The sequence below is a fragment of the Actinoplanes sp. NPDC049668 genome (assembly GCF_044465445.1).
Lineage (GTDB): Bacteria > Actinomycetota > Actinomycetes > Mycobacteriales > Micromonosporaceae > Actinoplanes.
In genome coordinates this window covers 599,152-623,536 of sequence record NZ_JBITLR010000002.1, presented here as the reverse complement: position 1 = coordinate 623,536, position 24,385 = coordinate 599,152, and the positions used below count along the sequence as shown (strand labels likewise).

The following is a 24,385-nucleotide window of genomic DNA, read 5'->3' as shown; positions in this document are numbered from 1 at the left end:
CTGGAATCAGTCAAGATTAGGCGCGGGTGACACTCCGTGGCCGTCATCGTGATCACGACGCGGTCGCCGGCGCCCGGTCGGGCGCGGCCCGCGGGGACGGATCGGCGCCGGCCGCCGGGAGGGTGAGCACGAAGACCGACCCGTGCGGCACCGCCGGGCGGTACCGGATGTCGCCGCCGTTGGCGCCGGCCAGCTCGCGGACGATGTACAGGCCGAGCCCGGTGCCGGTCACCGTGCCGGCCGTGGAGTCCGCCCGGGCGAACCGGTCGAAGAGGCGCTCCCGGAACTCGGCGGGCACCCCGGCGCCCTCGTCGCGGACCTCGATGGTGACGGTACGCCCGGCGCGGGTCGCGATGATCGCGGTCGCGCCGCCGCCGTACTTGTCCGCGTTGCTGATCAGGTTGGTGAGGATGTGGTCGAGGTGCCCCGGCTGCACCGCGGCCTCCAGCCCCGGCGGGCAGTCGAGCCGCACGCCGGCGACGGCCGTGACGGCCAGCGCCGAGCGGATGTGCTCGGCGACGCACACCGGCTGGGGCGTCGCGGTCAGCCGGCCCGCGTCGATGCTGACCAGCGCGAGGACCTCCTGGACGATGGTGGCGAGCCGGGACGTGCTGTGGCCGATCTTGGTGATGAGGTCGCGTACCGGGGCCGGCGCCGTCTGGTCGTCCAGGGCCAGGTCGACGTAGCCGAGGATGATCGCCAGCGGGTTGCTGATCTCGTGCCCGAGCATCCCGATCAGGTCGGCCTTGAGCTGGTTGGCGTTCTCCAGCTCGCTGTTGCGCTCGGCCAGCTCGAGGGTGGCGGCGTCCCGCGCGATCTCGGCCGTCCGCCGCGCGCTGATGTCCTGGAAGATGCTGACCAGGTGTTCCGGCTGGCCGTCCGCCGCCCGGACGGCCGAGACGGTGACGTGCACGTCGAGGCGCCGGCCGTCGGCGCGCAGCAGCACCAGCTCGGCGGCGATGAGCTTCTGCCGGCCGGCGATGACCGCGCCGAGCTCGCGGCGGTGCGCCGCCCGGTCGGCCGGGTCGAACCGGTCGGTGAGCTTGGTGCCGGCCAGCTCCCGCGGCGGCACCCCGGTCATCGCGGCGAAGGCCTTGTTCGCGTCCAGGATCCGGTCGTCGGTGCCGTGGATGACCTGCCCGACGGCGGCGTGCTCGAAGTGTGAGCGCAGGCGGCGCTCGCTGTCGGCCAGGCGCTGGTTGGTCGCCGCCAGGTCGGCGGTGCGCGCGCGCACCGTGCTCTCCAGGGAGTCGTAGAGCAGCGTGTTGTCCAGCGAGACGGAGAGCTGCCCGGCGAGCAGCCGCACCGTCTCCAGGCGGTCGGTGGAGAAGACCCCGCCCTGCCCGCGGTTCTCACACACCAGCACGGCCCGCGCGGTGCTCCGGCTCAGGATCGGTACCACCAGCAGCGCGCAGGCCGCCAGGCCGGCGAGGTACGGATCGCGGGCGAAGCGGTCGTCGCGGGTCGCGTCCGCGACCAGCAGCGGTTCGCGGGTGCGCAGCACGTACCGCACTGCCGACAGCGGCATGCGGCGCTCGTCCTCGGTGACCGTGTCCGCGTCGGCCGGGGCGGCGGCCTCGGGGTCGACGATCGGCGCCGCGGCCTCCTGGTCCCGCGTCCCGGTGCCGGCCAGCGCGGAGACGTACCAGTGCGTCGTCTCCGGGCGGCGCAGCACGAGGTGCACGTCGGTCGCCCCGGTCATCGCGCACAGCAGGTCGCCGACCTGGTCCCGCAGGCCCGCCAGGGTGGTCTGCGAGCTGAGCGCCTGGGAGGCGCGCAGGATCGCCATGAGGTCGATCCGGCGGGCGTCGGCCTCACTCGCGCGCCCGCGCCCGGCGGACGCCGACGCCCGCAGGAACGCGTGCTCGGCCTCCAGCTGGGCGACCTTGCCGTCCGCGCCCCAGTCGCGGTACGCGTCGCGCGCCTCGGCGAGCAGGCCCCGGCCGGAGTGCGGGAGCCCCTGTTCGAGCTGGAACCGCCCGGCCCGCTCGGCGAGCAGGGCCCGGTGCCAGGGGCGCCCGGTCACCTCGTGCAGGCCGGCGTCGAAGTTGCGGGTCGCGTCGGCGACCTCGCCCAGCGCCCAGGCCCGCTCCGCGTCGACCAGGCGCAGCAGGTGCCGGAAGTTGCCCGGCGCGTCGGCGGCCCGCCGGGCGAGCCACTGACGCGCCTCGTCCAGCTCGGCCAGCTCGGCCGGCCCGGCGCCGTCGCCCGCGGCGCGCAGCCGCCGGGCCAGGCTCAGACAGCGCAGCACCCGGGCGAGCGCGGTCAGGTAGAGCCCCCGGATGGCCGGCCGCTCCGCCATCGCGACCGCGGAGTGCGCGTCGAGCGCCTCGGCGTCGCCGAAGATCGCCGCGGCGATGCCGCGGCTGACGTGGTACGCCACCGCCGCCAGCCGGCTGCCCGCCACGTCGGCCAGGTAGCCGGCCTCGTCGAAGTCCGGCCCTGCGAACTCGCCCGGCGCGGACGTCTCCCCGCGCAGGACGGCGAGCAGTCGCTGGTAGCCGGTGATGGTGAGCGCCGCGTACGGATTGCCGGTCCGCGCGGCGAACGCCAGGGCCGGCGGCAGCTCGTCCGCGCACGCGTCCAGCGACTCGGCGCTGTCCAGCAGGACGGACACCAGCCGCGCGGAGGTCATGCAGGCGACCTGGATGTCGCCCGCGGCCACCAGCTCGTCCCGGGCCTGGTGCGCGAGCTCGGCGACGTCCTCCAGCGGCTCGAACCAGTGCGCGGCCAGGGCGACGTACATGTACCGGGCCAGCGCCGTCTCGGCCCGGTAGCCGCGGTCCTCACCGACGGCGATGACGTACCGGGTCAGCCGGTATCCGGTGCGGTAGTCGTCGCGCTGTTCGATCGTCACGGCCGGCGCGGCGCCCAGCGTGCCGACCAGGGGCGCGCACACGCCGTGGCGGGCCCAGAGCCGGTGCGCCTGCAGCACCAGCCACGAGTACAGCAGCGGGTCGAGCAGGTAGGCGGGCCCGAGCAGCCGGTTGATCAGGCGGCCGGTGACCACGATCCGCGGGTCGTCCGTCTCGGGGGTGTCGCCGCCGGGCGGGCGCAGCGCGCCGGCCCACCGGTACAGCTCCGCGGTGGCCCGCTCGACGTCGGTCGCCAGGTCGGTGGGAACGGTGACCCCGAACCGCCGCAGCACCTCCAGCCCCAGGTCGGCGCTCTCGCGCAGCCGGGCCCGCTGCGCGAGGCTGTTGATCTGGGTGCAGGTCGCGGTCGCCAGGGTGATCGGCTCGGGGTACCGGGCGGCCAGTGCCCGGTAGACCTCGTCGGCCTCGTCGAGGCGGCCGAGGCAGTGCAGCACCGCGTGCCGGTCGGCGGCGACCGCGTCGCGGTCCGCGGCGCTGCCGTCGCCCTCCAGCAGCTTCCCGGCGACGGCGAGGAACTCCTCGGCCATCAGGTAGTTGGTCAGCTCGGCGGAGCTGCGCCCGGCGGCGCGCAGCAGGGCCGCCGCGACGCGGCGCTCCCGCGGCGTCTCGATCAGGCCGGCGACGGCGACGTACTGGTCGGCCGCCTCCAGCCGGCTCTGCCGGTGACCGGCGAGCCGACGGGCCATCGCCAGCCGGAGCCGGTCCCGCCCGGGCGCGTCCAGGCCCTGCCGGGCGGCCCGCTGGACGAGGTCGTGCCGGAACCGGATCGCGCCGGCCGTCGGCCCGGCCCGGTCGGTGGTGATCAGGCCGTCGGTGATCGCGGGCGCGAGGTGCCGGCCCAGCTCCGGCTCGCGCAGTCCGGCGCCGATGGCCAGCAGCGCCGGGCGCACGTCGGGGCCGAGGCAGGCCAGCGTGGCCAGCAGCAGCCGGGTCCGCTCCGGCTGCTGGTCCAGCCGGGCCGCGAGCAGCTGCGGCACGCGCTGGCGGGCCACGAACGCGCGTACCGCGTCCGGGTCCCAGCTCCAGCCGTCCTCGGCCAGCGCCAGCAGGCCGTCGGCCCGCAGCGCGTTGAGCAGCTCGACCGTCTCGTACGGGTTGCCGGCGCTGCCCTCGCTGATCAGGCCGGCCAGGCCGGACACCGCCTGGGGCGCCATCCGCAGGATCGCGCCGATCAGCTCGGCCAGCCCCTCTCCGGCGAGGCCGGTCAGCCGCAGCGGCGGTTCGACCGCCCCGTCGCGCTCCCAGCGGGCGAGCAGCGGCGACAGCGGATGGCCCGCGTCGATCTCCCGGTCCCGGTAGGTGCAGAGCACGAGCAGCCCCGGTATCGGCCCGGCATCCAGGATGGCGTCCAGCACCCGCAGCGAGGGTCCGTTCGCCCACTGCAGGTCGTCGAGGACGAAGACCACCGGACGGTGCGCGGCGACGGCCCGGAGCAGGGCGACGATCGCGGCGCTGATCCGTCCCGGCCCGGTCGCCGCGTTGATGGTCCCGGGCTCCGGCGCGACGCCGAGCAGCACCGCCATCTCCGGCACCACGGCGGCGATCACCGGCGCGCTGGGGCCGAGGGCCGCGCCGAGCCGCTGCCGGTGTCCGGCCACCTCCGGCTCGGGCTCGGCGAGCAGCAGCCGGATCAGCCCGCGCAGCCCGCGGGTGATCGCGCGCCGGCCGGTCACGGTGCCGAACTGGTCGTACTTTCCCGTGACGAACAGCCCGCCGCGGGCGGTGACCACGGGTCGCAGGGTCTGGATCAGCGCGGTCTTGCCGATGCCCGGCGGGCCGGTGACGAGCACGGCGGGACAGCCTCCGGTCTGCGCCCGGTCGAGCGCGCCGGCCAGGCCGCGCGCCTCCGGCTCCCGGCCGACCAGCCGGGACCCCGCGGACAGGAAGGCCGGAAAGTCCCGTACGCCCAGCCGCCACGTCCCGGCGGGTTCGGCGTCCAGCCGGGCCAGGTCGTACGCCAGGCCCTCGGCGCTCTGGTACCGCCGGTCCGGGTCCTTCTCCAGCAGCCGCATGACGATCTCGCCGAAGCGGCGCGGCAGCCGGGCGTTCTGGCCGGCCGGGAAGGTGGGCACCCGGACCAGGGTGTCGCGGATCAGCTCCAGCGGGTCGTCGCCGGCGAACGGCGCGACCCCGGTCGCCAGCGCGTACAGGGTGGCGCCCAGGCCGTAGAGGTCGGAACGGCGGTCGACCGGTAGCCGGATCCGGCCGGTCTGCTCCGGCGCCAGGTAGCCCAGCGTGCCCACGGGTTCGTCCGCGTCCGCGAGGTCGGCGTCGGTCTCCGGGCCGGTCAGCGCCAGGTCGAAGTCGATCAGGACCGGCGGGCCCGCGCCGGTCAGGATCAGGTTGGCGGGCGTGATGTCCCGGTGCACGATCCCGGCCCGGTGCACGGCGGCCACCGTGTTCGCCAGCTCCGTGGCGACCTCGATCAGCCGGGCCGACGGCAGCCCGGTGCCGGACGGCGACCGGCCGCCGTCGTCGCGCAGGGTCAGCGCCTGCCGGGCCTGGCGGTCCGCGAGCCGCGGCACCCCGGGTACGCCGGCGAGCCGCCGCAGGACCGCCCGTTCGTGCTCGAGCCGCCGCGCCGCGCCGGGGCCGATGGCGCGCTTGCACACCACGCTTCCGGAGCCGTCCGGTGCGCGCTGGCGGGATACGTATGTCCGATCGTTGTGGTAAAGGACCTCCTCATCCTCGCCCATGTTCGGGATCTTGCCACTTTTGCGAAGATCCTTCTGATTCAGCCTGTATATCGCGGCTCGCCCGCGCCGGCCGGCAGCTGCTCCAGCACGAACGGAACGATCTGCTCCAGCGGCGCCGTCGACTGGTACGCCCGGCAGAGCACCGCCGCGCCCTCCAGGCTGGCCAGCATCAGCTTGGCCAGCCGCTCCGCGTGCCCGGCGGCCGCGCCGTGCGCCACCAGCCCCTCGGTCAGCGCGGCCAGCCACGTGTCGTACGCGCTGCGGCACGCCTCGGTCAGCGCCGCCGACGCGGGCACCGAGTCCAGGGTGATGATGGTGATCGGCAGGCCCTCGGTGTAGCCGGAGGCGCGCAGCTCGCCGGCGAACTCGTCGGCCATCGCCTCCACCCAGGCGCGGGCGGTGCCGTGCGCGGCGTGCAGGGCGCGGATGCGCCGCTCGAACTCCTCGGTCCACCCGTTGACCGCCGCGACGGCCAGCTGCTCCTTGCCGCCCGGGAAGAGGAAGTAGACCGAACCGCGCGGCGCGCCGCTGTGCGCGATGATCTGCGCCAGCCCGGTGGCGTGATATCCGTGCCGGCGCAGCAGAACGCTCGCGCTGGCGATGATCCGGGCCCGGGTATCAGACTTGCGCACGGCGCTCCTTCCAGTGTCTTCGATCCTGTGCCTCCGGGGGGACGGCGGCAACAGCTCGCGCGAACACGTCATGGCTGGAGGCCGAGCAGGAAGTAGCCGGCGAACGTCAGCAGAAGGTACAGCGCGGGTGAGGTGGCGGACCATCGGGGCGCTGCCGTGCTGAAGAAGCGCCACCCGGCGAGAGCGGGCAGCGCCAAGGGTACGACGGCCACGAGCGCCCAGGCACCGTCCGGGCGCAGCGCCGGGAGCAGGAGCGCGGTCGAGACCGCCGGGGCGATCAGCGCGACGGCCGTCGTGCCCTTGAGCCCGAAGACGTCGACGTAGGTGCGTTCGCCCGGCCGCGGTTCCCGGGTGATCTTCTTCGCGAGTTCGAGATGGACGGAGGCCAGCACGACGATGCCGATCGCGATCCACGCGTCGCGGTCCGGGGCGAGGCCCGTGCCGTGCAGGTAACCGGCGTACAGGTACAGGTGCAGCAGCAGCTGCGCCGGGAAGCTCACCAGCAGGCTGAGCAGCAGGTCGTCGCCGGAGGGCCAGCGCAGCCGGAGATGGACGGCCACGACCAGCACGCCGTAGCCGAGCTGCGCGGCGAGCACCGCCATCGCCGCCGGGGTGCCCGCGTTGAGGATCAGCAGCAGCGCCGAGCCGACCGCGTACAGAACGAACAGGTCGCCCGTCCGCACGGCCCCGGCGGCCAGGGGCCGGCCGGGGTTGAACCGGCGGTCGTAGTCGAGATCCCGGATGTCGTCCAGCGCCCGCATGAGCAGCAGGTCGACCGCGAGGGTCAACGCGGCGACGGCGGTGCCGGCGTCCGGCCGCCAGTGCGCCGCACGCGGGTCGACGGCGGCGAACAGGCCGGTGACGCCGTAGGCCCAGGCGACGGCGAAGAGCAGCGAGGGCAGCGGAGGGTAGCTGCCGGCGACGAAGCGGGCCCAGCGCCGCGTCATGAGCCGGCCTTCCCGCCGCGCATGAGCACCGGCAGCGTCCACAGCCCGCGCATGAACATCCGGCTGCGCCAGTCGAGTTGTGACTCGTCCACCGCGAGCTCCATCCGGCCGACGTGCGGCAGGATCGCCGCCAGGCCCTCCTGCAACTCCACCCGGGCGTGCGCGGCGCCGAGGCACATGTGCCGGCCGTGGCCCAGCCCCAGGTGTGGATTCGGCGTGCGGTCGGGGCGGAACTCCTCGGAGTCGGCGAAGACCTCAGGATCCCGGTTCGCCGCGTCGGTGAGGGGGACGACGACCTGGCCCGCGGGAATGACCGTGCCGGCGAGCTCCACCTCCGCGACGGCGACGTGCGGCTGCCCCCCGGTGCCGGCGAACCACACCCAGCGCAGCATCTCCTCGATGAACGCGGGGATCGCCGCCGGGTCCCGGCGCAGCGACTCGGCCAATGTGGGCCTGCGGAGCAGTTGCAGCACGCACATCGCCAGGTGGGACGCGGTCGTCTCGCCGCCGGCCATCAACAGGCCGAAACCGAAGACCGCGATCTCCTGGGTGCTGAGCCGGGACTCCTCGGGCGCCGTCAGCAGGCCGGTGAGCAGGTCGTCGCCCGCCTCGCCCGCGGCAACCGCCCGCTCGCGCGCCGCCAGCTGGCCGAAGAAGTACTCGTACATGGCCTCGTGGGCGGCCGCGACCTCGTCGGCGGGGAACCGCCCCGCCGACATCATCACCGTCACGCGGGGCAGCAGCAGGTCGAGGTCGTCGACGGGTATCCCGAGCAGTTCGCAGATCACCTGGTACGGCAGGGGCGTGGTGAAGGCGCTGATCAGGTCCACCGTCGACTCGGCCGCCACGATGTCGTCCACCAGCCGCGCCGCGATGGCGGCGATGCGGGGCCGGGCCCGTTCCGCGCTGCGGTGGGTGAACCATTGCTGCACCGCGCGCCGCCGCCGGGTGTGCGTCGGCGCGTCGCTGGTGACCAGGGCGAGCGTGCTGTTGTCCCGGGCGAAGAGGGTGCCGTTGCGCCAGGCCTCCCGGCTGAACCTCGGGTCGGCCAGCACGGTCTTGACGTCGGAATACCTGGTGACCAGCAGCGCCTGCCGTCCGTTGGGCAGCTGCACGGGTACCAGCGGCTCGTCGGCGAACAGGCCGGCGTACTCCGGCGCGAGGCTGATGCCGGGGCGATCCTCGAACGGATAGTGCGGGCAGACGCCGGGCTCCGGCGCCACCTGATCGGATCGCACGCTCACCGGATCCACCCCGCCGCCGGCTCCAGCGCGCTCTCCGGCGCGGATTGCCAGTACTCGCGGAACTCGGCGCAGCGGCCGTCGCCCGCGAACCGCAGCACCAGGCAGCCCGCAGCGGTCCGTGGCGCACCGGTTGCGGGGTCGTGCAGGACGCACCACCACTCGACCGTGGCGCGGTCGGCGCACACGGCCGGCGTGCCGAACCAGATGACCGGATCCTTCTGGCGCGACAGCGTCGCCGTCCAGTGCGCGGCGATCGCCTCCGTGCCGACGTGCGGGGACCCGAACGGCCCCTGGTGGTACGCGGCGTCCTCGGTGAACAGCGCGGCGATCGCCGCGGGATCGCGGTCGCGCCAGCCGGCCTCGAGCTCGCCGATCCAGCGCTGGACGTTCATACCGTCTCCCGGTAGGCCTCGGGGGTTCCGGTGGCCCAGGCGGGCACGGCGGTGATCTCGACGACCGCGGCCGCGAGGGATACACCCACCCCGTTACTGATCATCAGGACGTGGTCGCCCGGGCCGACGTGCAGGGTCCGCACGAGGTGGGCCAGGGCGACCAGGTGGTCGCTGACCGACAGATGTCCCAGGCCGCGCCCGAGCTCGAGCATGCCCCGCGCCGGGTCGATGCCGATCGGCGCCAGGACGCTGCGGATGTATCCCTCGCCGCCGGAGAACACGTGGGTACTCCGGACGATGTCCGCGGGCGTGATGCCGGCCTCGGCGATGGTGCGCAGGGCGAGCTCGGTGCGGGCGTCGGACAGCGACCTCTTGGCCGCGGCCGCCGCCGCCGGGAACCGCCGGGTGAAGCCGGTCATCCGGGCGGCCACGTCCACCGGCCGGTCGAAGGTGAGCGCCGGCGGGAACAGCGGGCCGTCCGGGCGGTTCATCTCCTCCAGCTCGGGCAGCGACGCCGAGTTCATCGCCTTGACCCGGGCGAAGCCGTTCCGGGTGGACAGCACGACGGCGCTCGCCGCGTCGCCGATGATCGAGCCCCGGTTGGTGTTCGTGCCGGAGGAGTAGCGCCACCGGTCGAACCGCGCCACGCCGAAGTTGTCCGCGCCGGTGACCAGGGCGGCGACCCGGCCCGGGCCGGCGCTGAGGTAGCCGTGCGCGAGCTCCATGCTCGCCAGCACGCCGTTGCAGCCCTGCCGGACCTCCATCGCCGGGATGGCGCCGCCGACGGTGTGCCGCACGATGTAGTGGTGCGGCGACCAGCCGTCCGGCCCCTGATCGCCGACCGAGGCGTGCAGCAGCAGGCCGACCTCGTCCCGGTCGTGGCCCGAGCGCGCGAGGGCCTCGTTCGCCGCGACGACCGCCATCTCGGGCGCCGAGATGTCGCCCGCCACCGCCGCGCCGGTCCAGCCGCTGTTCTTCCAGTCCTCCTCGTCGTAGCGGCCCTCGGCGACCGCCCGCCCGGCCGGGAACGGCTCGGGTACATAGCTGCCCAGTCCTGCCAGGTGCAGGTTCTCCACGCGCACTGCTACTCCACGGGTGTTTCGTATTCGGCTTCGGACAGCAGGCGGACCGTTCCGGTGCCGCCGTCGATCTCCACCGGCGCGCCGTCCGGGATCAGGACGGCGGCACCGGCGACCGCGACCACGGTGGGTATGCCCAGCAGCCGGCCGGTGATCGCGGTGTGCGACACCAGGCTGCCGCGCTCGACCACCATTCCCCGGGCCACCATCATCAGCGGCAGCCAGCCGGGGTCGGTCTCCCGGGCGACGAGGATCCGGTCCGCGCAGGTCTCCGGCGGCACCGCGGGGTCGGTGAGCACCCGGGCCCGGCCGCGCACCCGGCCGCTGCTCGAGGCCAGCCCGCGCAGCACGCCGTCGCCGTCGGCGGCGGCCGCGGCAGTACCGGCGTCGCGCCACGGCACCGGCCCGACCCCGACGGGCGCCCCGGCCGGCGTGGTGAAGTACGCGGGCAGGCTCGGCCGGTCCGCCGAGGCGGCCAGTTCCGCCCGGCGGCGCGCCGCCAGGTCCCGCAGGTCCGCGTCGGGCAGGGTGCCGTCGAACGCGCCGAGCACCTCCTCGACCCGCAGGTGCGCGACGTCGCCGGCCTCGTCCAGCATCCCGGCGGCGACCAGCCGGTCGGCCAGGCGCCAGAGGACGTCGCGGGAGATCCCGTAGAGCTGGCTGCGGCAGAACCGGGTGTCCTCGCGGGCCCGGACGAAGAACCGCAGGGACGCGACGAGGGCGCCGATGACGGCCCGCCGCACCGGATTCGGGCAGGTCTCGCGCAACGTGCGCCGGGCACCGGCCGCGGCGCGCCGCTCGTCGGCCACGCTGCCGGCGACGGTCAGTCCCTGCGTGACGAACGGCCGCAGCGTGGCGATGATCATCCAGGGCTGCTGCCGGGGCGTGACCACCTCGAGCTTGAGGTCGTGCAGCGCACGGTCGCCGAAGCGGGCCAGGTGCCGGGCGAAGGCCCCGGCGGCCTCGGCGCCGTGCCGGCCGGCCGCGATGTCGTCCCAGACCTCACGCTCGGGCCGCCCCAGCACCGCCTCGCGCAGCGGTGGGCGCCCGTCGACCAGCTCCGCGAGCGCGATCGCGGAGCGGACCGCCTCCAGCGTCCGGTTGGCCCGGCCGCCGGACACGAGCTGCGGCAGCAGCGCCGCGCCGTCGCGCGTCCAGCGGGTCAGCAGCACGGTGGCGAGCGCCATGACGGCCAGCCCGAAGTAGCTGTTCACCATCGTGGTACCCCAGCGCCGTTCGGCCTCGGCCCACATCCGCCGGTACAGGACGATCAACTCGTCCGCCGAGCGGGACTCGAGCGACGCCGTGTCCGCGACGAACGCGTCCCACCAGCGCAGGAACGAGCGGGTCTCCCGCGGCTGCCGGGCCAGCAGCAGCGCGAGCCGCGGCGCGGCCCGGAGCACCCGCAGCCACGGGCGCCCGGTGCGCTCGCGGGGCATGCCGGTGCGTTCGGTGAGCCCGAGCGAGCGTTCCCACAGCGGCCGCATCAGCTCGAACCCGGGAATCCGGCCGTGCAGGGCGAACCACGCGTCCAGCCGGTAGTACACCTGGCCGTCCAGGTAGCCGATCATGCGCCTCAGGTGGTGCCGGTCGCGGCGCAGCGACTCCTCGGGCACGCCCATGCGCCGGTAGAAGTCGGTGAAACCCATCTCGTAGAAGACGCACGCCTGGCTGTAGGTCAGCGTGCTGGTCCGCCCGGGGAAGCTCTCGGTGAGGTTGTGGTTGGTCCACGGCACCTCGGCGCCCTGGTGCTCCAGCACCGCCGGCCTCGACTGCACCAGGTGGATGGTCCCGTCCGCGGTGATGGTGCCCTCGACGTCCTGCGGAGCGCCGAAGAGCTCCTGCGCCGCGACCGCCAGCGCGCACACCTCGCGCACCTCCGCGTCGCCGAGCACCGGCGCCTGCGCCCGGTCCGCGGGCACGGGCAGCGGGACCGGCCCGTCGCCGGGCCGCTCGGGGTCCAGGCCGACCATCGTCGTCTTGGCCACGGCGTCGACCTCGATCGCGCCGGTAGCGCCGTCGACGAAGAAGTGGTCGATGTCGGCCTTCTCCTGCACGATCCCCTCGCCGATGCCGTGCGCGGCGGCGATCACCCGTCGGTCGGCGCCGGTGCGCGGGTCGCGGGTGAAGGCGACGAACGACCGCGTGCCCGGCACCATGCGCTGCACGCCGACCGCGACCCGGACGGCGGCCGGGTCCAGGCCGCGCCGCACCCGGTAGAGGACCGCCTCGGGGTTGTAGGCGGAGGCCCAGCAGTCCACGATGCGGTCCGGCACGGCGTCCCGGCGCACGTACAGGAAGCTGTCGGACAGGCCGGCGAACGGGTCGTCGGCGCCGTCCTCGCCGGCGCCGTCGGCGGACGCGACCACGCAGGCCCGGACGGCGACCAGGCCGTCCTCGCCGGCGATCGCGTCCACCTCGGCCAGCACCCGCTCCGCGAGCTCGGCGGGCAGCCCGCCGGCGCGGACCCGGTCCCGGTTGGCGCCCGCCCAGGCGATCAGCTCGCCGGCGCCCGCGTCCGGCCCGGGCAGCGGCGTCGCGGCGGGCGTCAGGTCCGCGAACGCCTCGCCGGTGAGACAGAGGAAGCGGGGCACCGGCATGCCGGCGTGGCGCATCAGGTCCTGCCGGGCGAACTTGTGCCCGACCAGGGTCGGGTCGGACAGCCCCGGTCCGTCGAGTACGAGGTGCATGCTCACCACACTCCGGGCAGCAGGCGGGCGCGTCCGCCGGCGTAGTCGCGGTAGCCGGGTACGCCGAGCAGCACCTGCTCCTCGACGCCGATCCGCCAGACCACCACGGCGCACAGCGCCGCGAGCAGCAGGACGCTGAGCGGATTGAGGAAGAAGGCCACGAACCCCGCGTTGGCCAGGAGCATCCCCGTGTACGCGGGGTGCCGCACGAACCGGTACGGCCCGGTGCTGACGATCGAGTGGTCCGAGTAGCGGACCACGTGATGGGAGTAGAACCGGCCCAGCGTCCTGATGGCGACCAGCCGCAGCGCCACGGCCCCGGCGAACAGCGCGATCGGCAGGATCATCCAGGCCGACAGCCGGTCCCACCGCAGCGGCCACAGCGCGGCAGAGACGCCGACACCGGCCCGGCTCAGCGCGTACGGGAGAAGGGTGCCGTTCTCGGCGGGCGCCTCCGACGGGTGGCGCACCGTGATCCGGCTCTCGGCCAGGATCCACAGCAGATAGGCGGCGCAGAGCACGGCCGCGAGCAGGTGCGGCGGCCGGCTCGCCTGGGCGGCGTGCACGCCGATCGCGACGACGAACGCGGCGACGGTCACCGGCAGCAGGGCGCGCAGGCCCGCGACGACGAGGCGCTGGTTCACCGCTCGGTCCCGCCGTCGCCGCGGAACCGGGAGTACTCGTCCGGTCCGAGCATCTTGCTGGCGTAGCGGAGCGAGCCGAGCACCGGGCCGCTGCCGTCGGCGGCGATCAGGTCGAAGTGGAACTTGGCCTTGTCGCCCGCGATCGGCGCCCGCTGCCACCGCAGCGCGACCGGCAGCGAGCGCGGCAGGCGCATGGGCAGGTCCGCGGTCACCCCGATCCACAGCATGTGCGCGTCCAGCGGCCACCGGCCGAGCCGGTGCGGCAGCCAGGTCGAGAACTGCCGGCCCGCCTCGACGAGGTACTCGACCGCGTGCGCGCCGGGCCGGCGCCCGGCGAGTGCGTGCCCATCCGACGGCGGCAGCACGGCGGCGGTGACGTGCCCGTCGCCCTGCGCGGGCGCGCCGATCATGATGTTCTCGTCGCGGGACCGGTGCACCAGTACCGCGCTCGCCGGCGCCTGCGGGCCCGACCCGGCCGGGGACCCGGTCGCGGGCACGTCGTCCGCGGCGGAGAACTCGAACCAGCCGTCGGCGACGGTCACCGGGCCCTGGGTGACCGAGATCCGGCCGCGGTCGCCGCCGGAGACCCGCACCTCGGGGGCCGGATCGAGCTCGCAGATGTTCCGGAACGTCATCGCGGCCCGGATCCGGTCGCCGGACTCCCCGCCGGCGCCCGCGCGCACCAGGCCGACCGCGCCGCAGACCAGCAGCATGCCGGGAACGTGGTCGAGCGGGTGGTCGAAGAAGAACGGATCGTCCTGGTCGACGCGCAGGCGGGCCGTCAGTTCGGGTGGTTCGTGTTCCCGCAGCGCGGTCGCTGAGCTGCCCTGTCTCATTGCCCGGTACCTCACCTTCTCGTCCAGCGGTCGACGTACAAAACCTCTTCGAGGGGCCGCCGCCGGGCCGGCCGGAACTCGCCGCCCAGCGCGTACGCGGTCGGGATCAGCGCGCCCTGGCGCACGTTGTCCGGCAGCCCCAGCACCTCGGCCACCTCCCGCTCGTACGCGAGGTGCACGGTCGTCCAGGCGGTGCCCAGCCCCCGGGACCGGGCGGCGAGCATGTAGCTCCAGGCGGCGGGCAGCAGCGAGCCCCAGAGACTGGCCTGGCTGCCCGCGGGCAGCGCGGCGGACTCGAGCTCGAGGCACGGGATCACCAGGACGGGTACGTCGGCGATGTGCCGGGCGAGATGACCGGCGCTCGCCACCATCGCGGCGGGATATTCCTCCTGCCGCGGCAGAAAACGCTCCTGCCAGGCCCGGGTGTGCCAGCGGCCGACGGCCGCGCGCTGTGCCGGATCGGTGACCACCAGCCAGCGCCACGCCTGCGCGTTGCCGCCGGAGGGCGCCTGCAGCGCGACGCGCAGGCAGTCCTTGACGGTGTCGAGCTCCACCGGCCGGGTGAGATCCAGCCGCCGGCGCACGGCGCGTGTCGTGGTCAGCAGTTGATCCGTATCCACCGAGTCGGCCCCTCTCTCTTGGCCCGATACTAAGTGGACCGACCGTCATAGTTGATAGATTATGATCTCTCTAACTCGTCACCATTCCATTGGATGGGATCGATACCCCGCCGTCATGACCCGGTAACACTGATGCGGGTGTGCGGCTACTCACCGTGCATTGGATGGACGGCCGGTGCCGCGCGCCGGCGCGACGTGCGAGATTGTCGCGCGGCCGGCACGACGCCGGCCGCGACGGGACGGGGGAGTGGCGATGGAGGACGCGCTGATGGCCTACGGCGCGGGGCGCGCGGACGCCCTGGCCGGATGCCGGGACGCGGCGCGGGCGCAGCATCCGGAGACCGGTGCGGACTACCGGATCGGGTTCATCGACGGGCGCCTCGAGATCTTCCGTATGCTCGCCTCGGTCCGGGAGATCCTGGAAGGCAACGGCTGACGCGGGAATACCGGTATAAAAGTACGTAGCCGGAGGGGGAGGCCGTCGTGATCGAGCTCAAGTCCGCCGAGGAGATCGGCCGGATGGCGGTGGCCGGCCGGTTCGTCGGCGAGCTGCTCGCCGAGCTGGGCGCCACCGCCGCCGTCGGCATCAACCTGATGGACCTCGAGCGCCTCGCCCGCCGCCGGATCAAGGAGCGCGGGGCCGAGTCCTGCTACTGGGACTACGCCCCTTCGTTCGGCCGCGGCCCGTTCCGCAACGTGCTCTGCCTGTCGGTCAACGACGCGGTGCTGCACGGCCTGCCGCACGACTACGTGCTGCGCGACGGCGACCTGCTCAGCATCGACATGGCGGCCGGCATCGACGGGTGGGTCGCCGACTCCGCGCTCTCGGTCGTCGTCGGCACGCCCGACCCGGCCGACCTCAAGCTGATCGAGGCGACCGAGGTCGCGCTGGAGGCCGGCATCGCCGCCGCCCAGCCCGGCGGCCGCCTCGGCGACATCTCCGCCGCCATCGGCGAGGTCGCACACTCCTACGGCTACAGCGTCAACAACGAGTTCGGCGGGCACGGCATCGGCCGCACCATGCACGAGGCGCCGCACGTGCCGAACAGCGGCCGCGCCCGGCGCGGCATGCGGCTCGACCCGGGCCTCACCATCGCCGTCGAGCCCTGGTTCTGCCGCTCCACCGACGAGATCAGGTTCGACCGCGACGGCTGGACGATCCGCTCCGCCGACGGCTCCCGCACCGCGCACTCCGAACACACGGTCGCCGTCACGGCCGAGGGGCCCCAGGTGCTGACCCGCCGCCCCTGACCGTGCGGAGCAGGAAGCCGCGCAGGGTGAGCGGCCGCCCGCCGGTCTCGGCGGCGACGTCGATCCGCTCGATCACCGTCGCCGTCCAGTCCGGCCCGGCGAAGCTCGCCCGCAGGTACTCCTCGGTCACGCCCCAGCCGTGACCCGCCTCGATGGACACCGCGAGCACGAACACCGTGGCGCCCGGCGCCGCGAGGCCCGGCAGCATCGCGAGGTAGGCCTCCGCCGCGCCGTCGCCGCGGCGGTGCAGGATGTGCAGCAGGCCGGAGTCGAAGATCGAGTCGAAACGGGCCGGCGGCAGCGACAGGCGGGTCGCGTCCTGTACCTCGAAACGCACCGGCAGGTTCTCGGCGGCCGCCTTGGCGCGGGCCAGGTCGATCGCCACGCGCGAGACGTCCACCGCCGTCACGTCGTGGCCGCGGCGGGCCAGGGCGAGCGCGAGGTCGCCCGTTCCGCAGCCGATGTCGAGCACCCTTGGGCCCTTCAGGCCGTCGAGGGCGGCCGCGAGCGCGGGCTGCGGCCCGCCGATGTCCCAGGGCGGCCCGCCGGAGGCGGCCGCGGCGCGGTAGATCTGGTCGAAGTCGTCGTCCGGCGCGGTCATCACAAACCTCCTGCCGCCCTCGTACGCGACGAAATCGCCCAAAGGGCCGCCGCCATCGTCTCAGTTTCGGCGTGACAAAAGCCACCGGCGGCGTGTCCTGGATACCCGTTTTTGGGTGATGCGGGCGGTCGATGTCCCGCCCGCATCCCGACCGGTCGTCGGGTTAGTGAACGGTGTGGCTGCGGTGGCTCACGCCCGGCCTGCGACCGGCGGCTTTCGTGCCGATGCGTATGGGGCGCCTCCCGAACCTGGGACGCCGCTCTCGGCCACGGAGTCCCGCCCGTCGAGAGCGTCAACGAAGACTGACTCCTATCAGCGACTTCGATGGGCGGGAGCGAGGCTGGGCCACAGCCGGCCTCGCACGTGGGTTGAAGGACAAGGAACGTTAGTGTCCTACCGCCTTGAGAACATCCCGCGTCGACTCGCACACTTCGGCATGGCCGCGGCCATGATGGCCACCATGGGCGTCTCCGTCCGGCCGTCGGCCGCGACCGCCGGTCCCCGCACCGCCGAGACGGCGGCCGCCACGAAGCCGTCCGCCCGCGTCGCCGCCGCCGCGGCCGCGAAGGCCCGCGCCGCCAGGGCCGCAAAGCTCCGGGCCGCCAGGAATGTCCGGTTGAACGCGGCCGCTCGCGCCCGCGGACTGCGGATCGTCGCGTTCGCGAAGGCGCAGAAGGGCAAGCCGTACCGGATGGGCTCGCGCGGCCCTCGGGCGTTCGACTGCTCCGGGCTGACCAGCTACACCTACCGCAAGGCCAAGCTGAAGCTTCCCCGCACCGCCGACAGCCAGTACCACAAGGTCCGGCGGATCTCCGGCAAGTCCGTGCGCCCCGGCGACCTGGTGTTCTGGCAGCGCGGCGGCCGCGCGTACCACGTCGGCGTCTACGCCGGTAAGGGCAAGGTGTGGCACGCGCCGAAGCCCGGCGACCGGGTGAAGCTGGCGAAGATCTTCGACCGCGGCCGGGTCAAGTTCGGTCGCGTCGGCCGCTGACCGCGGCCCACAGCCGGACCGTCCGGTCGACACCGCCGGACGCCAGCCACCGCCCGTCAGGGCTGTAGGCCACCGCCCGTACGGCGCCGCGGTGCCCGGTGAGGGTGGCGGCCAGGTCCGGGCGTACCGGATCGGTGACGTCGCAGACGATGAGGTCTGTGGCGTCGCCGGCCCAGGCGAGCGACCGGCCGTCCGGGCTGAACGCCACCGCGCGGACCTGACCCGCGCCGCCGCCCGGCGTCAGCGTCGCCGTGCGGGTCACGGCGGCCGGATCGGTGACGTCCCACAGCGAGGCGCTGCCCTTGCGCCACGACCCGCCGGTGCCGCCGGCGACGCCGAAGTCCCCGTCGGCGGTGGCCAGCAGGCGTCCGTCCGGGCTGAACGCCACCGCGTTGATCGAGGGCGCGCCGGCGAAGAACGCCGTCGTCGCCCGGCTCCGGACGAACGGCGCGAGCGTGCTCATCCGTACCGGATGGGCCGGATCTGTGATTTCCCAGAGGATTCCGGTGTTCTCCGGATCGGCGGCGCCGGTGGCCAGCAGCCGCCCGCCCGGTGCGAAACCCACCGCCTTGACCGGCCCGGACCGCCGGGCCGTGGCCGCCCGCCGCGCGGGGCGCGCCGGATCGCTGACCTCCCAGAGATGCACGGTCCGGTCGCTGCCGCAGGCCAGCAGCCGGCCGTCCGGGCTGAACCCCGCCGCGTTGACCCCGGACTCCTGCCGCGCGTCGCGGAGGAGCAGGCCGGGCCGGTCGTGCACGAGGGTGGCGAGGCGAGTGGGGTGCGCCGGATCGGCGATGTTCCACAGTAGAACGATCCGGTCCCCGCCGCCTGTCGCGAGCGTTCGCCCGTCCGGGCTGAACGCGACCGCGCGCACCGCGCGGCGGTGGCCGTCGAGGACGGCGATCCGCGCCGGGTGCTCCGGGTCGGCGACGCTCCACAGTACGGCGCACCGGTCGTCGCCGCACGAGGCCAGCAGCCGGCCATCGGGGCTGAATGCCAGCCCGTTCACCGCACGGCGGTGGCCTGGGGGAGGGGACGCCATGGCCCAGTCTCCCCTATGGACGGCCGTTACAGCAGCGGTTCGATGTGGCGGCTGGGTAGTGGTCCGGGGCGGGCCATGTAGTAGCCCTGGCCGAGTTCGATGCCGAGGGAGCGGAGTTTTTCGTGTTCGGCGTGGGTTTCGATGCCTTCGGCGATGAGCATGGCGCCGGTTTCGCGGGCGAAGGTGGCCAGGGCGCGGGCGAGGGCGGTGCGGATGGGGTCGGTGTCGATGTCTCGGACGAGGGTGATGTCGAGTTTGATGATGTCGGGGCGTAGTTGCAGGACGTGGCTGAGGCTGGCGTAGCCGGCGCCGGCGTCGTCGACGGCGATGAGGATGCCGGCGGCGCGGAGTTGGTCGGTGACTTGGTTGAGGGCGTGGTAGTCGCTGACCTGGGTGTGTTCGGTGAGTTCGATGGTGATGCCGCGGTGGGCGTGTGTGAGGAGGAGGTTGGTGACGGCGGGGGTGGTGAGGGCTTCGACGGAGAGGTTGATGCTGAGCCAGGCGCCGGGTGGCATGTCGTCGAGGCGTTGGAAGGCGGTTTGGGCGGCGAGGAGTTCGAGTTCGACGCCGAGGCCGGCGGCGTTGGCGGCGGCGAAGGCGTGTACGGGGCTGGTGAAGTGTTGGTGGTCGAAGCGGGCGAGGGCTTCGTAGCCGCGGACGAGGCCGTCGTGGAGTTGGACGACGGGTTGGAACGCGAGGTGGATGGCGCGGTGGTCGAGCACGCTACGGAGGACCTGTTCGGTGGCGGAGGTCAGCGGCTCGGTGTTCATGTGGTTACTGTGCGCCGCGAACCTCAAGACCAGGTGCAGCGCCAGTCAAGTCAGGAGCAGTGCTGTGCGACCGGGGACAGCCACTGCTTCAGCGTCGGGCCGAGCACGGTCTGCACGTCCTCGCTGGTCTTGACCGCGCCGACGAAGCCGGCGTCGTCGGCCTTGGCCTGAATCTGCTCGGCGGTCCGCTCACCGTCGGCCCGCAGCCCCGGGTCGGCGCTGGCGCTGGTGGCCGCCCGGATGGCGGACGCGAACTCGGTCAGCGACCGCCGCACCTCCGCCCGGGGCGCCTTGTCGGAGGCGGCCTTCTGCCGCGCGGTCACCAGGTCGGTGAGCGCCTCGGCGACCGGGGCCAGGTTCTTGCCGTACACCTGGCCGAGGGCCTCGCACGAGGATCTGAGTGAGCCGTCGGCGGCGTTCGCCGCGGCGCTCGGCGCCGCCGGGGCGCCGCCCGGCACCGCGGGCGTCGGGCCCGTGGCCATGCCGCAGGCGGCCGCCGGGAGCAGCACGCCGCCGATTACCAATGCCTGCACGGCCCGGCGCATCGGATCCTCCTGGTGGTCTTGGGAGCGCTCCCAGCGACCTTACCAGAGACGTCCTTCTATGGAGACCGGGCCGGCGGCAACCGGCCCGGTCTCCGGCGGCGGCGGTCAGAACACCCGCGCTGCCACCTCGGCGGGCGCGCCCAGCAGGCCGTCGATCTCGTCGTCCAGCCGCACCAGGGTCAGCGAGGCGCCGGCCATGTCGAGCGACGTGCAGTACTCGTTGACGTAGCTGCGCCCGACGGTGATGCCGCGCTCCGCCAGCCGCCGGTGCGCGTGCCGGTAGAGGATGTACAGCTCGCTGATCGGCGTGCCGCCGAGCCCGTTGATCATCAGCGCGACCCGGTCGCCGGACCGGTACGGCAGGTCGCCGGCCACCGCCTCCAGCATGTCGTCGACGATCGCGTCGGCGTCCTTGATCCGGCGGCGTTCCCGGCCCGGCTCGCCGTGGATGCCGACCCCGAACTCGATCTCGTCGCCGCCGAGCTCGAACAGCGGCGAGCCCTTCGCGGGCGGCGTGCAGGCGGTCAGCGCGACGCCCATGGTCCGGGTGACGTCGTTGACCTTGCGCCCGATCCGCAGCACCTCGGCCATGTCCGCGCCCTCCTCGGAGGCGGCGCCGACGGCCTTGATGACGAAGAAGTTGCCGGCCACGCCGCGCCGCCCGACGGTGTAGGTGGAGTCCTGCACGGCCACGTCGTCGTTGATCGTCAGGATCTCCGCGGTCACGCCGTCCGCCTCGGCCATCTCCCTACCCATGTCGAACGCCATCCGGTCGCCGGTGTAGTTGTTCACCAGCAGCAGCACGCCCCGCGGCGAGGCGAGCAGCTTGGCGGTCTCGTACACGTAGTCCATCGGCGGGGCGGCGAACACGTCGCCGGGGCAGGCCGCGTCGAGCATGCCGCGGCCGACCGCCATGACGTGCGCCGGCTCGTGGCCGGAGCCCGAGCCCTGGACGATGGAGACCTTGTCCTCCCGGGGCGCGTCGGTGCGCATGATCAGGTTGTACTCCGGCACGTACCGGAGGCGGTCCGGGTTGGCCAGGGCGACGCCCTCGAGCATTTCGGCCACGTAGTTCTTGGGATCGTTGACGAACTTCTTCACGACGTAGCTCCTTGTCTCTGCCAGGTCTCACTGATCCGCTCGACGATCACCGCGACCGCGGTGGCGCCCGCGTCGACCGAGCCCCTGCTGCGCTCGCCGGTGTACGCCGCGCGTCCCCGCTTCGCGACCATCCCGCTGGTCGCCTCGGCCGCCTCCCGGGTGGTCTCGGCGGCCGCCCGCAGGGCGTCGGCCGCGCCCGCGCCGGCGGCGAACTCCCGCTCGAGCCGGTCGGCGAGCGGCACCAGGGCGTCCAGCAGCGTCTTGTCGCCGACGTCCGACTGCCCGCGCGCCTTGATCCCCTCGACGGCCGCGCGGACCATCGCGACCACCTGCGCGCCGGACAGGTCCGCGGCGGTGCCCGCGGCGGCGCCCGCGCGCAGGAAGGCGGTGCCCCAGAGCGGCCCGGACGTGCCGCCGATCCGGGACGCGAGGACCATCCCGGTGCGCTTGAGGAACGTGCCGGCGTCGCTGCGGTCGATCGCGTCCCAGCCGTCGAGCAGCTTCTCGAAACCGCGCGCCAGCGAGTAGCCGAGGTCGCCGTCGCCGACGACGGCGTCGAGGTCGCCGAAGTACTTCTCGTTCTCGATCGCGGTCTCGGCGATCGTCCGGACCACCAGTTCGGCGCCCGGCAGCGCATTTCCGCTCATCCCGCTCCTCCGTCCAGGCAGGCGCGCAGATCTTCCAGCGTCAGGTAGGCCTTCGGGCGCGCCCCGCTCCGGTTGGCCAGCACCTCGATCCGGGGCCGGCCCGGCTCGCCGAGCTCCGAGACGACCAGCGACGCCTCGCCGAAATCCTCGTGCCGGGTGTAGCCGTTGACCGTCACCAGGCAGCGGAACCCGGCGCCGGTCGCGGCGAGCAGCCCGTTGCGGGAGTCCTCGATCACCAGCGTGTCCCGGGCGTTCAGGCCCAGCCGGTCGGCCGTCAGCCGGTAGATCGCCGGATCCGGCTTCTTGGCCGGCACCACGTCGCCGGCGAACACCGGTATCCGCGCGGCCGCGTGCGGGCCGACCGCGTGCTCCAACACCGCGCGTACCGATTCCTCGGCCGACGTCGACGCGACCGCGACCGTCCATCCGGCGTCCAGCGCACCGCCGATGATCCGGGCGACGCCCGGCCGGGCCGGTATCCGGCCCTGCCCGACCAGCCGCCGGAACTCCGCCGTCTTCGCCCGGTGCCAGGTCAGCAGCAGCTCGGCCCGGTCGGCGTCGCCGACGGCCGCGGCGAACGCCGGGTCCTCGAACAGGCTCGCCATCCGCTCCTTGCCGCCGCCGATCCGCAGCTTGCCGGCGTACTCGTCCTCGCTCCACCGCGCGGGCAGCCCGAACCGCTCGAACGTCGCGTTGAACGCCGGCAGGTGGCCGTGCCGCTCGGTGTCGGCGAGCACGCCGTCGCAGTCGAACACCAGCGCGGTCACCACGCGCGCCCCGAACCGCCGAACAGCCGGATGTGCCGGCGCGCCATGTCCACCACCGCCGCCCGCTGGTGCCGGAACAGCGTCGGCGGGTCCCACCGGTCCCGCTCGGCCGCCTCCCGCAGCAGCTCGAGGCTCGACTTCAGGTACGTCTCCTTGAGCGCCGTCGAGATGTTGACCTTCGCGCAGCCCCGGGCGATCAGGTCGGTGAACTGCTCGTCGGACAGCCCGGTGCCGCCGTGCAGCGCCATCGGGACGCCGGTGGCGGAGACCAGGTCGCTGACCCGCTGCGCGTCCAGCGTCGGCGCCTGCTTGTACCGGCCGTGCGCGTTGCCGATGGCCGGCGCGAAGCAGTCGACGCCGGTCCGCTCGATGAAGTCGACGGCGACCTCCAGGCTCTGCACCACCGAGGCCTCGTCGGAGCCGAGGTCGTCCTCGACGCCCTGGATGCCCTCGATCTCGCCCTCGACGTGCGCGCCGGCCGCGCGGGCCTCGGCCACCACCTCGGTGGTCTGCCGCAGGTTCTCCGCGACGTCGAGCTCGTGCGCGTCGAACAGCACCGAGTTCCAGCCGCCGCGCAGGCAGTCGGTGATGACCGAGCGCTTCGGGCAGTGGTCCAGGTGCAGGGTCACCGGGACCGACGCGTCGCGCGCCAGCGCCTGGAAGATGTCGTGCAGCCGGCGCCGGCCGTACATGTCGACGGTCTTCACCGACGTCTGCAGGATGACCGGTGCCCGCTCCTGCTCGGCGGCGGCGAGCACGGCCTCGATGGTGAGGTCGTTGACGATGTTGATGGCGGCGACGCCGTACCGCTCGGCCAGCGCGCGGTCGAGGATCTCCTTCATGGCGACGACGGGCATGCCGCCAGTCAAGACCTCCGAACGCGGTCGCCGGTATGGGGAAGGTTCCCCATCACAGCCAGTCGTTGCCCAGGGCGGTGACGACCGCGGCCGTACGGTTGGAGGCTCCGGTCTTGCGCATGATCGCGCCGACGTGCTTCTCCACGGTCTTCGTGGACAGCAGCAGCCGGCTCGCCATCTCGCGGTAGGTCAGCCCCTGCCGCAGCAGCTCCAGCACCTCGGCCTCCCGCGGGGTGAACGGCGGCGGCCCGGACCGGCCGTGCGGCGCACCCACCGAGTACGGCAGGTCGGCGCGCACCAGCACGCCCCAGCCGTGCACCTGCTCGACGGTGACGCCGCCGCCGGCCAGGCGCACCAGCTCGTCCCAGGTGCCGGTGCCCATGCCCAGCGGGTCCGCGCCGGAGGCCGCCACCGAGCCGGTCGTCTCGTCCTGCACCAGCACCCGCAGCCCGTGCGGGCGGTAGACGATCGCGACGTGCAGGCGCGGGTACGGCCGCCGCCGCGCCGCCGCCCGGCCCGCGCCGGCCACCAGGTCCGCGGCGACCCGGGCCACCTCCGGCGAGACCGGCCGGACCACGCCGGCCTCGGTGACCACCGCGTGCGCGGCCGGGCCGCCGGCCGCGGGGGCGAAGCGCCGCCGGATCAGCGCGGCCAGCGACGGGTCGCGCCGGCCGGACTCGACGATCGCCGCCGCCGCGGACTGGGTCAGCGCCTCCAGCTCGTCGACGCCGCGCGGCGAGAGCGTGCCGGCCGACGGCGCGAACGCGACGCTGACCGCGATCACCTCGCCGCGCCACCAGATCGGCACCGCGGCCGCCGGGCCGTTGCGCGCCGGGTGCGCCGCGGCCAGGTGGCCGGCCCGCAGCTGCCCGTAGTCCGGGATCACCACCGGGCGGCGGCTGCCGAACGCGCGCCCGGTCGCCCCCTCGTCCAGCGGGAACGAGTGGCCGAGCCGGCAGGAGACGCCGTACTCGGCGACCTTGACGTAGCAGCCCCGGTCGGCGTCGATGAGGGAGACGCTGCCCGCCGCCGAGCCGGTCAGCCGTCCGGTGTGCCGCAGCAGGCGCCGCAGCACGGGTGCCAGCCGCAGGTCGCCGTAGACGTCGGCCACCGCCTCGTCGAGGCGGAAGACCGGACGGGCCGCGTGCGGCGGCACG

22 protein-coding genes are annotated in these 24,385 nt (G+C 74.2%); 3 read left to right on the top strand and 19 right to left on the bottom strand.

Annotated features, from left to right (window positions below):
• Nucleotides 1-52: 52 nt before the first annotated feature.
• From ACIBSW_RS09795 to ACIBSW_RS09750, 10 genes are all read right to left on the bottom strand, one after another.
• A complete protein-coding gene (locus ACIBSW_RS09795) occupies nt 53-5,572 on the bottom strand; it encodes an AAA family ATPase (RefSeq protein ID WP_354728965.1) in 5,520 nt (1,839 codons plus the stop codon).
• A 38-nt stretch (nt 5,573-5,610) separates the two neighbouring features.
• On the bottom strand, nt 5,611-6,204 hold the full coding sequence (locus ACIBSW_RS09790; protein WP_354728963.1) for a TetR/AcrR family transcriptional regulator: 594 nt from the start codon (nt 6,202-6,204) through the stop codon (nt 5,611-5,613).
• A gap of 68 nt (nt 6,205-6,272) precedes the next feature.
• Nucleotides 6,273-7,151, bottom strand: a complete 879-nt coding sequence (locus ACIBSW_RS09785) for a hypothetical protein (RefSeq protein WP_354728961.1) — start codon at nt 7,149-7,151, stop codon at nt 6,273-6,275.
• A complete protein-coding gene (locus ACIBSW_RS09780; protein ID WP_354728959.1) occupies nt 7,148-8,395 on the bottom strand; it encodes a cytochrome P450 in 1,248 nt (415 codons plus the stop codon). Before ACIBSW_RS09780 ends, ACIBSW_RS09785 begins: the two co-directional genes overlap by 4 nt.
• On the bottom strand, nt 8,392-8,787 hold the full coding sequence (locus ACIBSW_RS09775) for a nuclear transport factor 2 family protein (protein WP_354728957.1): 396 nt from the start codon (nt 8,785-8,787) through the stop codon (nt 8,392-8,394). Before ACIBSW_RS09775 ends, ACIBSW_RS09780 begins: the two co-directional genes overlap by 4 nt.
• Entirely contained in the window at nt 8,784-9,869 is a 1,086-nt protein-coding gene (locus ACIBSW_RS09770; protein WP_354728955.1) for a ketoacyl-ACP synthase III family protein, read from the bottom strand. The genes ACIBSW_RS09775 and ACIBSW_RS09770 overlap by 4 nt, the downstream gene beginning before the upstream one ends.
• A gap of 2 nt (nt 9,870-9,871) precedes the next feature.
• Nucleotides 9,872-12,556, bottom strand: a complete 2,685-nt coding sequence (locus ACIBSW_RS09765; protein ID WP_354728953.1) for a PEP/pyruvate-binding domain-containing protein — start codon at nt 12,554-12,556, stop codon at nt 9,872-9,874.
• A 2-nt stretch (nt 12,557-12,558) separates the two neighbouring features.
• The gene (locus ACIBSW_RS09760) at nt 12,559-13,200 is read right to left on the bottom strand and encodes an isoprenylcysteine carboxylmethyltransferase family protein (protein WP_354728951.1); all 642 of its coding nucleotides are present in this window, start codon (nt 13,198-13,200) and stop codon (nt 12,559-12,561) included.
• The gene (locus ACIBSW_RS09755) at nt 13,197-14,036 is read right to left on the bottom strand and encodes an AfsA-related hotdog domain-containing protein (protein WP_354728949.1); all 840 of its coding nucleotides are present in this window, start codon (nt 14,034-14,036) and stop codon (nt 13,197-13,199) included. The genes ACIBSW_RS09760 and ACIBSW_RS09755 overlap by 4 nt, the downstream gene beginning before the upstream one ends.
• A gap of 11 nt (nt 14,037-14,047) precedes the next feature.
• Nucleotides 14,048-14,656, bottom strand: a complete 609-nt coding sequence (locus tag ACIBSW_RS09750) for a nitroreductase family protein (protein WP_354728947.1) — start codon at nt 14,654-14,656, stop codon at nt 14,048-14,050.
• Between the two features lie 253 nt (nt 14,657-14,909).
• On the opposite strand from ACIBSW_RS09750, the gene ACIBSW_RS09745 reads away from it, so the two are divergent.
• A complete protein-coding gene (locus tag ACIBSW_RS09745) occupies nt 14,910-15,092 on the top strand; it encodes a hypothetical protein (RefSeq protein WP_354728945.1) in 183 nt (60 codons plus the stop codon).
• A gap of 47 nt (nt 15,093-15,139) precedes the next feature.
• The gene (gene map / locus ACIBSW_RS09740) at nt 15,140-15,907 is read left to right on the top strand and encodes a type I methionyl aminopeptidase (RefSeq protein ID WP_354728943.1); all 768 of its coding nucleotides are present in this window, start codon (nt 15,140-15,142) and stop codon (nt 15,905-15,907) included.
• Here map and ACIBSW_RS09735 read toward each other — a convergent pair.
• Complete coding sequence (locus ACIBSW_RS09735; RefSeq protein WP_354728941.1) at nt 15,867-16,508, bottom strand: methyltransferase domain-containing protein; 642 nt, start codon at nt 16,506-16,508, stop codon at nt 15,867-15,869. The genes map and ACIBSW_RS09735 overlap by 41 nt on opposite strands.
• 388 nt (nt 16,509-16,896) lie before the next feature.
• Between ACIBSW_RS09735 and ACIBSW_RS09730 the strand changes: the two genes are divergently transcribed.
• Nucleotides 16,897-17,499: an NlpC/P60 family protein gene (locus ACIBSW_RS09730; protein WP_354728939.1), complete on the top strand. Its 603-nt coding sequence runs from the start codon at nt 16,897-16,899 to the stop codon at nt 17,497-17,499.
• Here ACIBSW_RS09730 and ACIBSW_RS09725 read toward each other — a convergent pair.
• From ACIBSW_RS09725 to ACIBSW_RS09690, 8 genes are all read right to left on the bottom strand, one after another.
• On the bottom strand, nt 17,474-18,541 hold the full coding sequence (locus ACIBSW_RS09725) for a WD40 repeat domain-containing protein (RefSeq protein WP_354728937.1): 1,068 nt from the start codon (nt 18,539-18,541) through the stop codon (nt 17,474-17,476). The two genes, ACIBSW_RS09730 and ACIBSW_RS09725, sit on opposite strands and share 26 nt — an antisense overlap.
• A 26-nt stretch (nt 18,542-18,567) precedes the next feature.
• Nucleotides 18,568-19,311 carry an EAL domain-containing protein gene (locus ACIBSW_RS09720; protein ID WP_404799288.1) on the bottom strand — a complete coding sequence of 248 codons (744 nt, stop codon included), beginning with the start codon at nt 19,309-19,311 and terminating at the stop codon, nt 18,568-18,570.
• Nucleotides 19,312-19,361: 50 nt separating this feature from the next.
• On the bottom strand, nt 19,362-19,856 hold the full coding sequence (locus tag ACIBSW_RS09715) for a hypothetical protein (protein WP_354722719.1): 495 nt from the start codon (nt 19,854-19,856) through the stop codon (nt 19,362-19,364).
• 105 nt (nt 19,857-19,961) lie between these two features.
• Complete coding sequence (gene dhaK / locus ACIBSW_RS09710) at nt 19,962-20,957, bottom strand: dihydroxyacetone kinase subunit DhaK (protein ID WP_354722721.1); 996 nt, start codon at nt 20,955-20,957, stop codon at nt 19,962-19,964.
• A complete protein-coding gene (gene dhaL, locus ACIBSW_RS09705) occupies nt 20,954-21,604 on the bottom strand; it encodes a dihydroxyacetone kinase subunit DhaL (protein ID WP_354722723.1) in 651 nt (216 codons plus the stop codon). The genes dhaK and dhaL overlap by 4 nt, the downstream gene beginning before the upstream one ends.
• Nucleotides 21,601-22,371: an HAD-IA family hydrolase gene (locus ACIBSW_RS09700; RefSeq protein ID WP_354722725.1), complete on the bottom strand. Its 771-nt coding sequence runs from the start codon at nt 22,369-22,371 to the stop codon at nt 21,601-21,603. The genes dhaL and ACIBSW_RS09700 overlap by 4 nt, the downstream gene beginning before the upstream one ends.
• Nucleotides 22,368-23,228: a class II fructose-bisphosphate aldolase gene (locus tag ACIBSW_RS09695; protein ID WP_354722727.1), complete on the bottom strand. Its 861-nt coding sequence runs from the start codon at nt 23,226-23,228 to the stop codon at nt 22,368-22,370. Before ACIBSW_RS09695 ends, ACIBSW_RS09700 begins: the two co-directional genes overlap by 4 nt.
• Nucleotides 23,229-23,280: 52 nt before the next feature.
• Nucleotides 23,281-24,384 carry a LuxR C-terminal-related transcriptional regulator gene (locus ACIBSW_RS09690; RefSeq protein ID WP_354722729.1) on the bottom strand — a complete coding sequence of 368 codons (1,104 nt, stop codon included), beginning with the start codon at nt 24,382-24,384 and terminating at the stop codon, nt 23,281-23,283.
• Between the last annotated feature and the right edge of the window lies 1 nt (nt 24,385).

What these genes read in the sequence shown, in the direction of transcription:
- ACIBSW_RS09720 (WP_404799288.1), bottom strand. Translation starts at nt 19,311, where the DNA reads ATGAACACCGAGCCGCTGACCTCCGCCACCGAACAGGTCCTCCGTAGC.
- ACIBSW_RS09765 (WP_354728953.1), bottom strand. Translation starts at nt 12,556, where the DNA reads ATGCACCTCGTACTCGACGGACCGGGGCTGTCCGACCCGACCCTGGTC.
- ACIBSW_RS09715 (WP_354722719.1), bottom strand. Translation starts at nt 19,856, where the DNA reads ATGCGCCGGGCCGTGCAGGCATTGGTAATCGGCGGCGTGCTGCTCCCG.
- ACIBSW_RS09735 (WP_354728941.1), bottom strand. Translation starts at nt 16,508, where the DNA reads ATGACCGCGCCGGACGACGACTTCGACCAGATCTACCGCGCCGCGGCC.
- ACIBSW_RS09725 (WP_354728937.1), bottom strand. Translation starts at nt 18,541, where the DNA reads ATGGCGTCCCCTCCCCCAGGCCACCGCCGTGCGGTGAACGGGCTGGCA.
- dhaL (WP_354722723.1), bottom strand. Translation starts at nt 21,604, where the DNA reads ATGAGCGGAAATGCGCTGCCGGGCGCCGAACTGGTGGTCCGGACGATC.
- ACIBSW_RS09775 (WP_354728957.1), bottom strand. Translation starts at nt 8,787, where the DNA reads ATGAACGTCCAGCGCTGGATCGGCGAGCTCGAGGCCGGCTGGCGCGAC.
- ACIBSW_RS09785 (WP_354728961.1), bottom strand. Translation starts at nt 7,151, where the DNA reads ATGACGCGGCGCTGGGCCCGCTTCGTCGCCGGCAGCTACCCTCCGCTG.
- ACIBSW_RS09745 (WP_354728945.1), top strand. Translation starts at nt 14,910, where the DNA reads ATGGAGGACGCGCTGATGGCCTACGGCGCGGGGCGCGCGGACGCCCTG.
- ACIBSW_RS09795 (WP_354728965.1), bottom strand. Translation starts at nt 5,572, where the DNA reads ATGGGCGAGGATGAGGAGGTCCTTTACCACAACGATCGGACATACGTA.
- ACIBSW_RS09695 (WP_354722727.1), bottom strand. Translation starts at nt 23,228, where the DNA reads ATGCCCGTCGTCGCCATGAAGGAGATCCTCGACCGCGCGCTGGCCGAG.
- ACIBSW_RS09755 (WP_354728949.1), bottom strand. Translation starts at nt 14,036, where the DNA reads ATGAGACAGGGCAGCTCAGCGACCGCGCTGCGGGAACACGAACCACCC.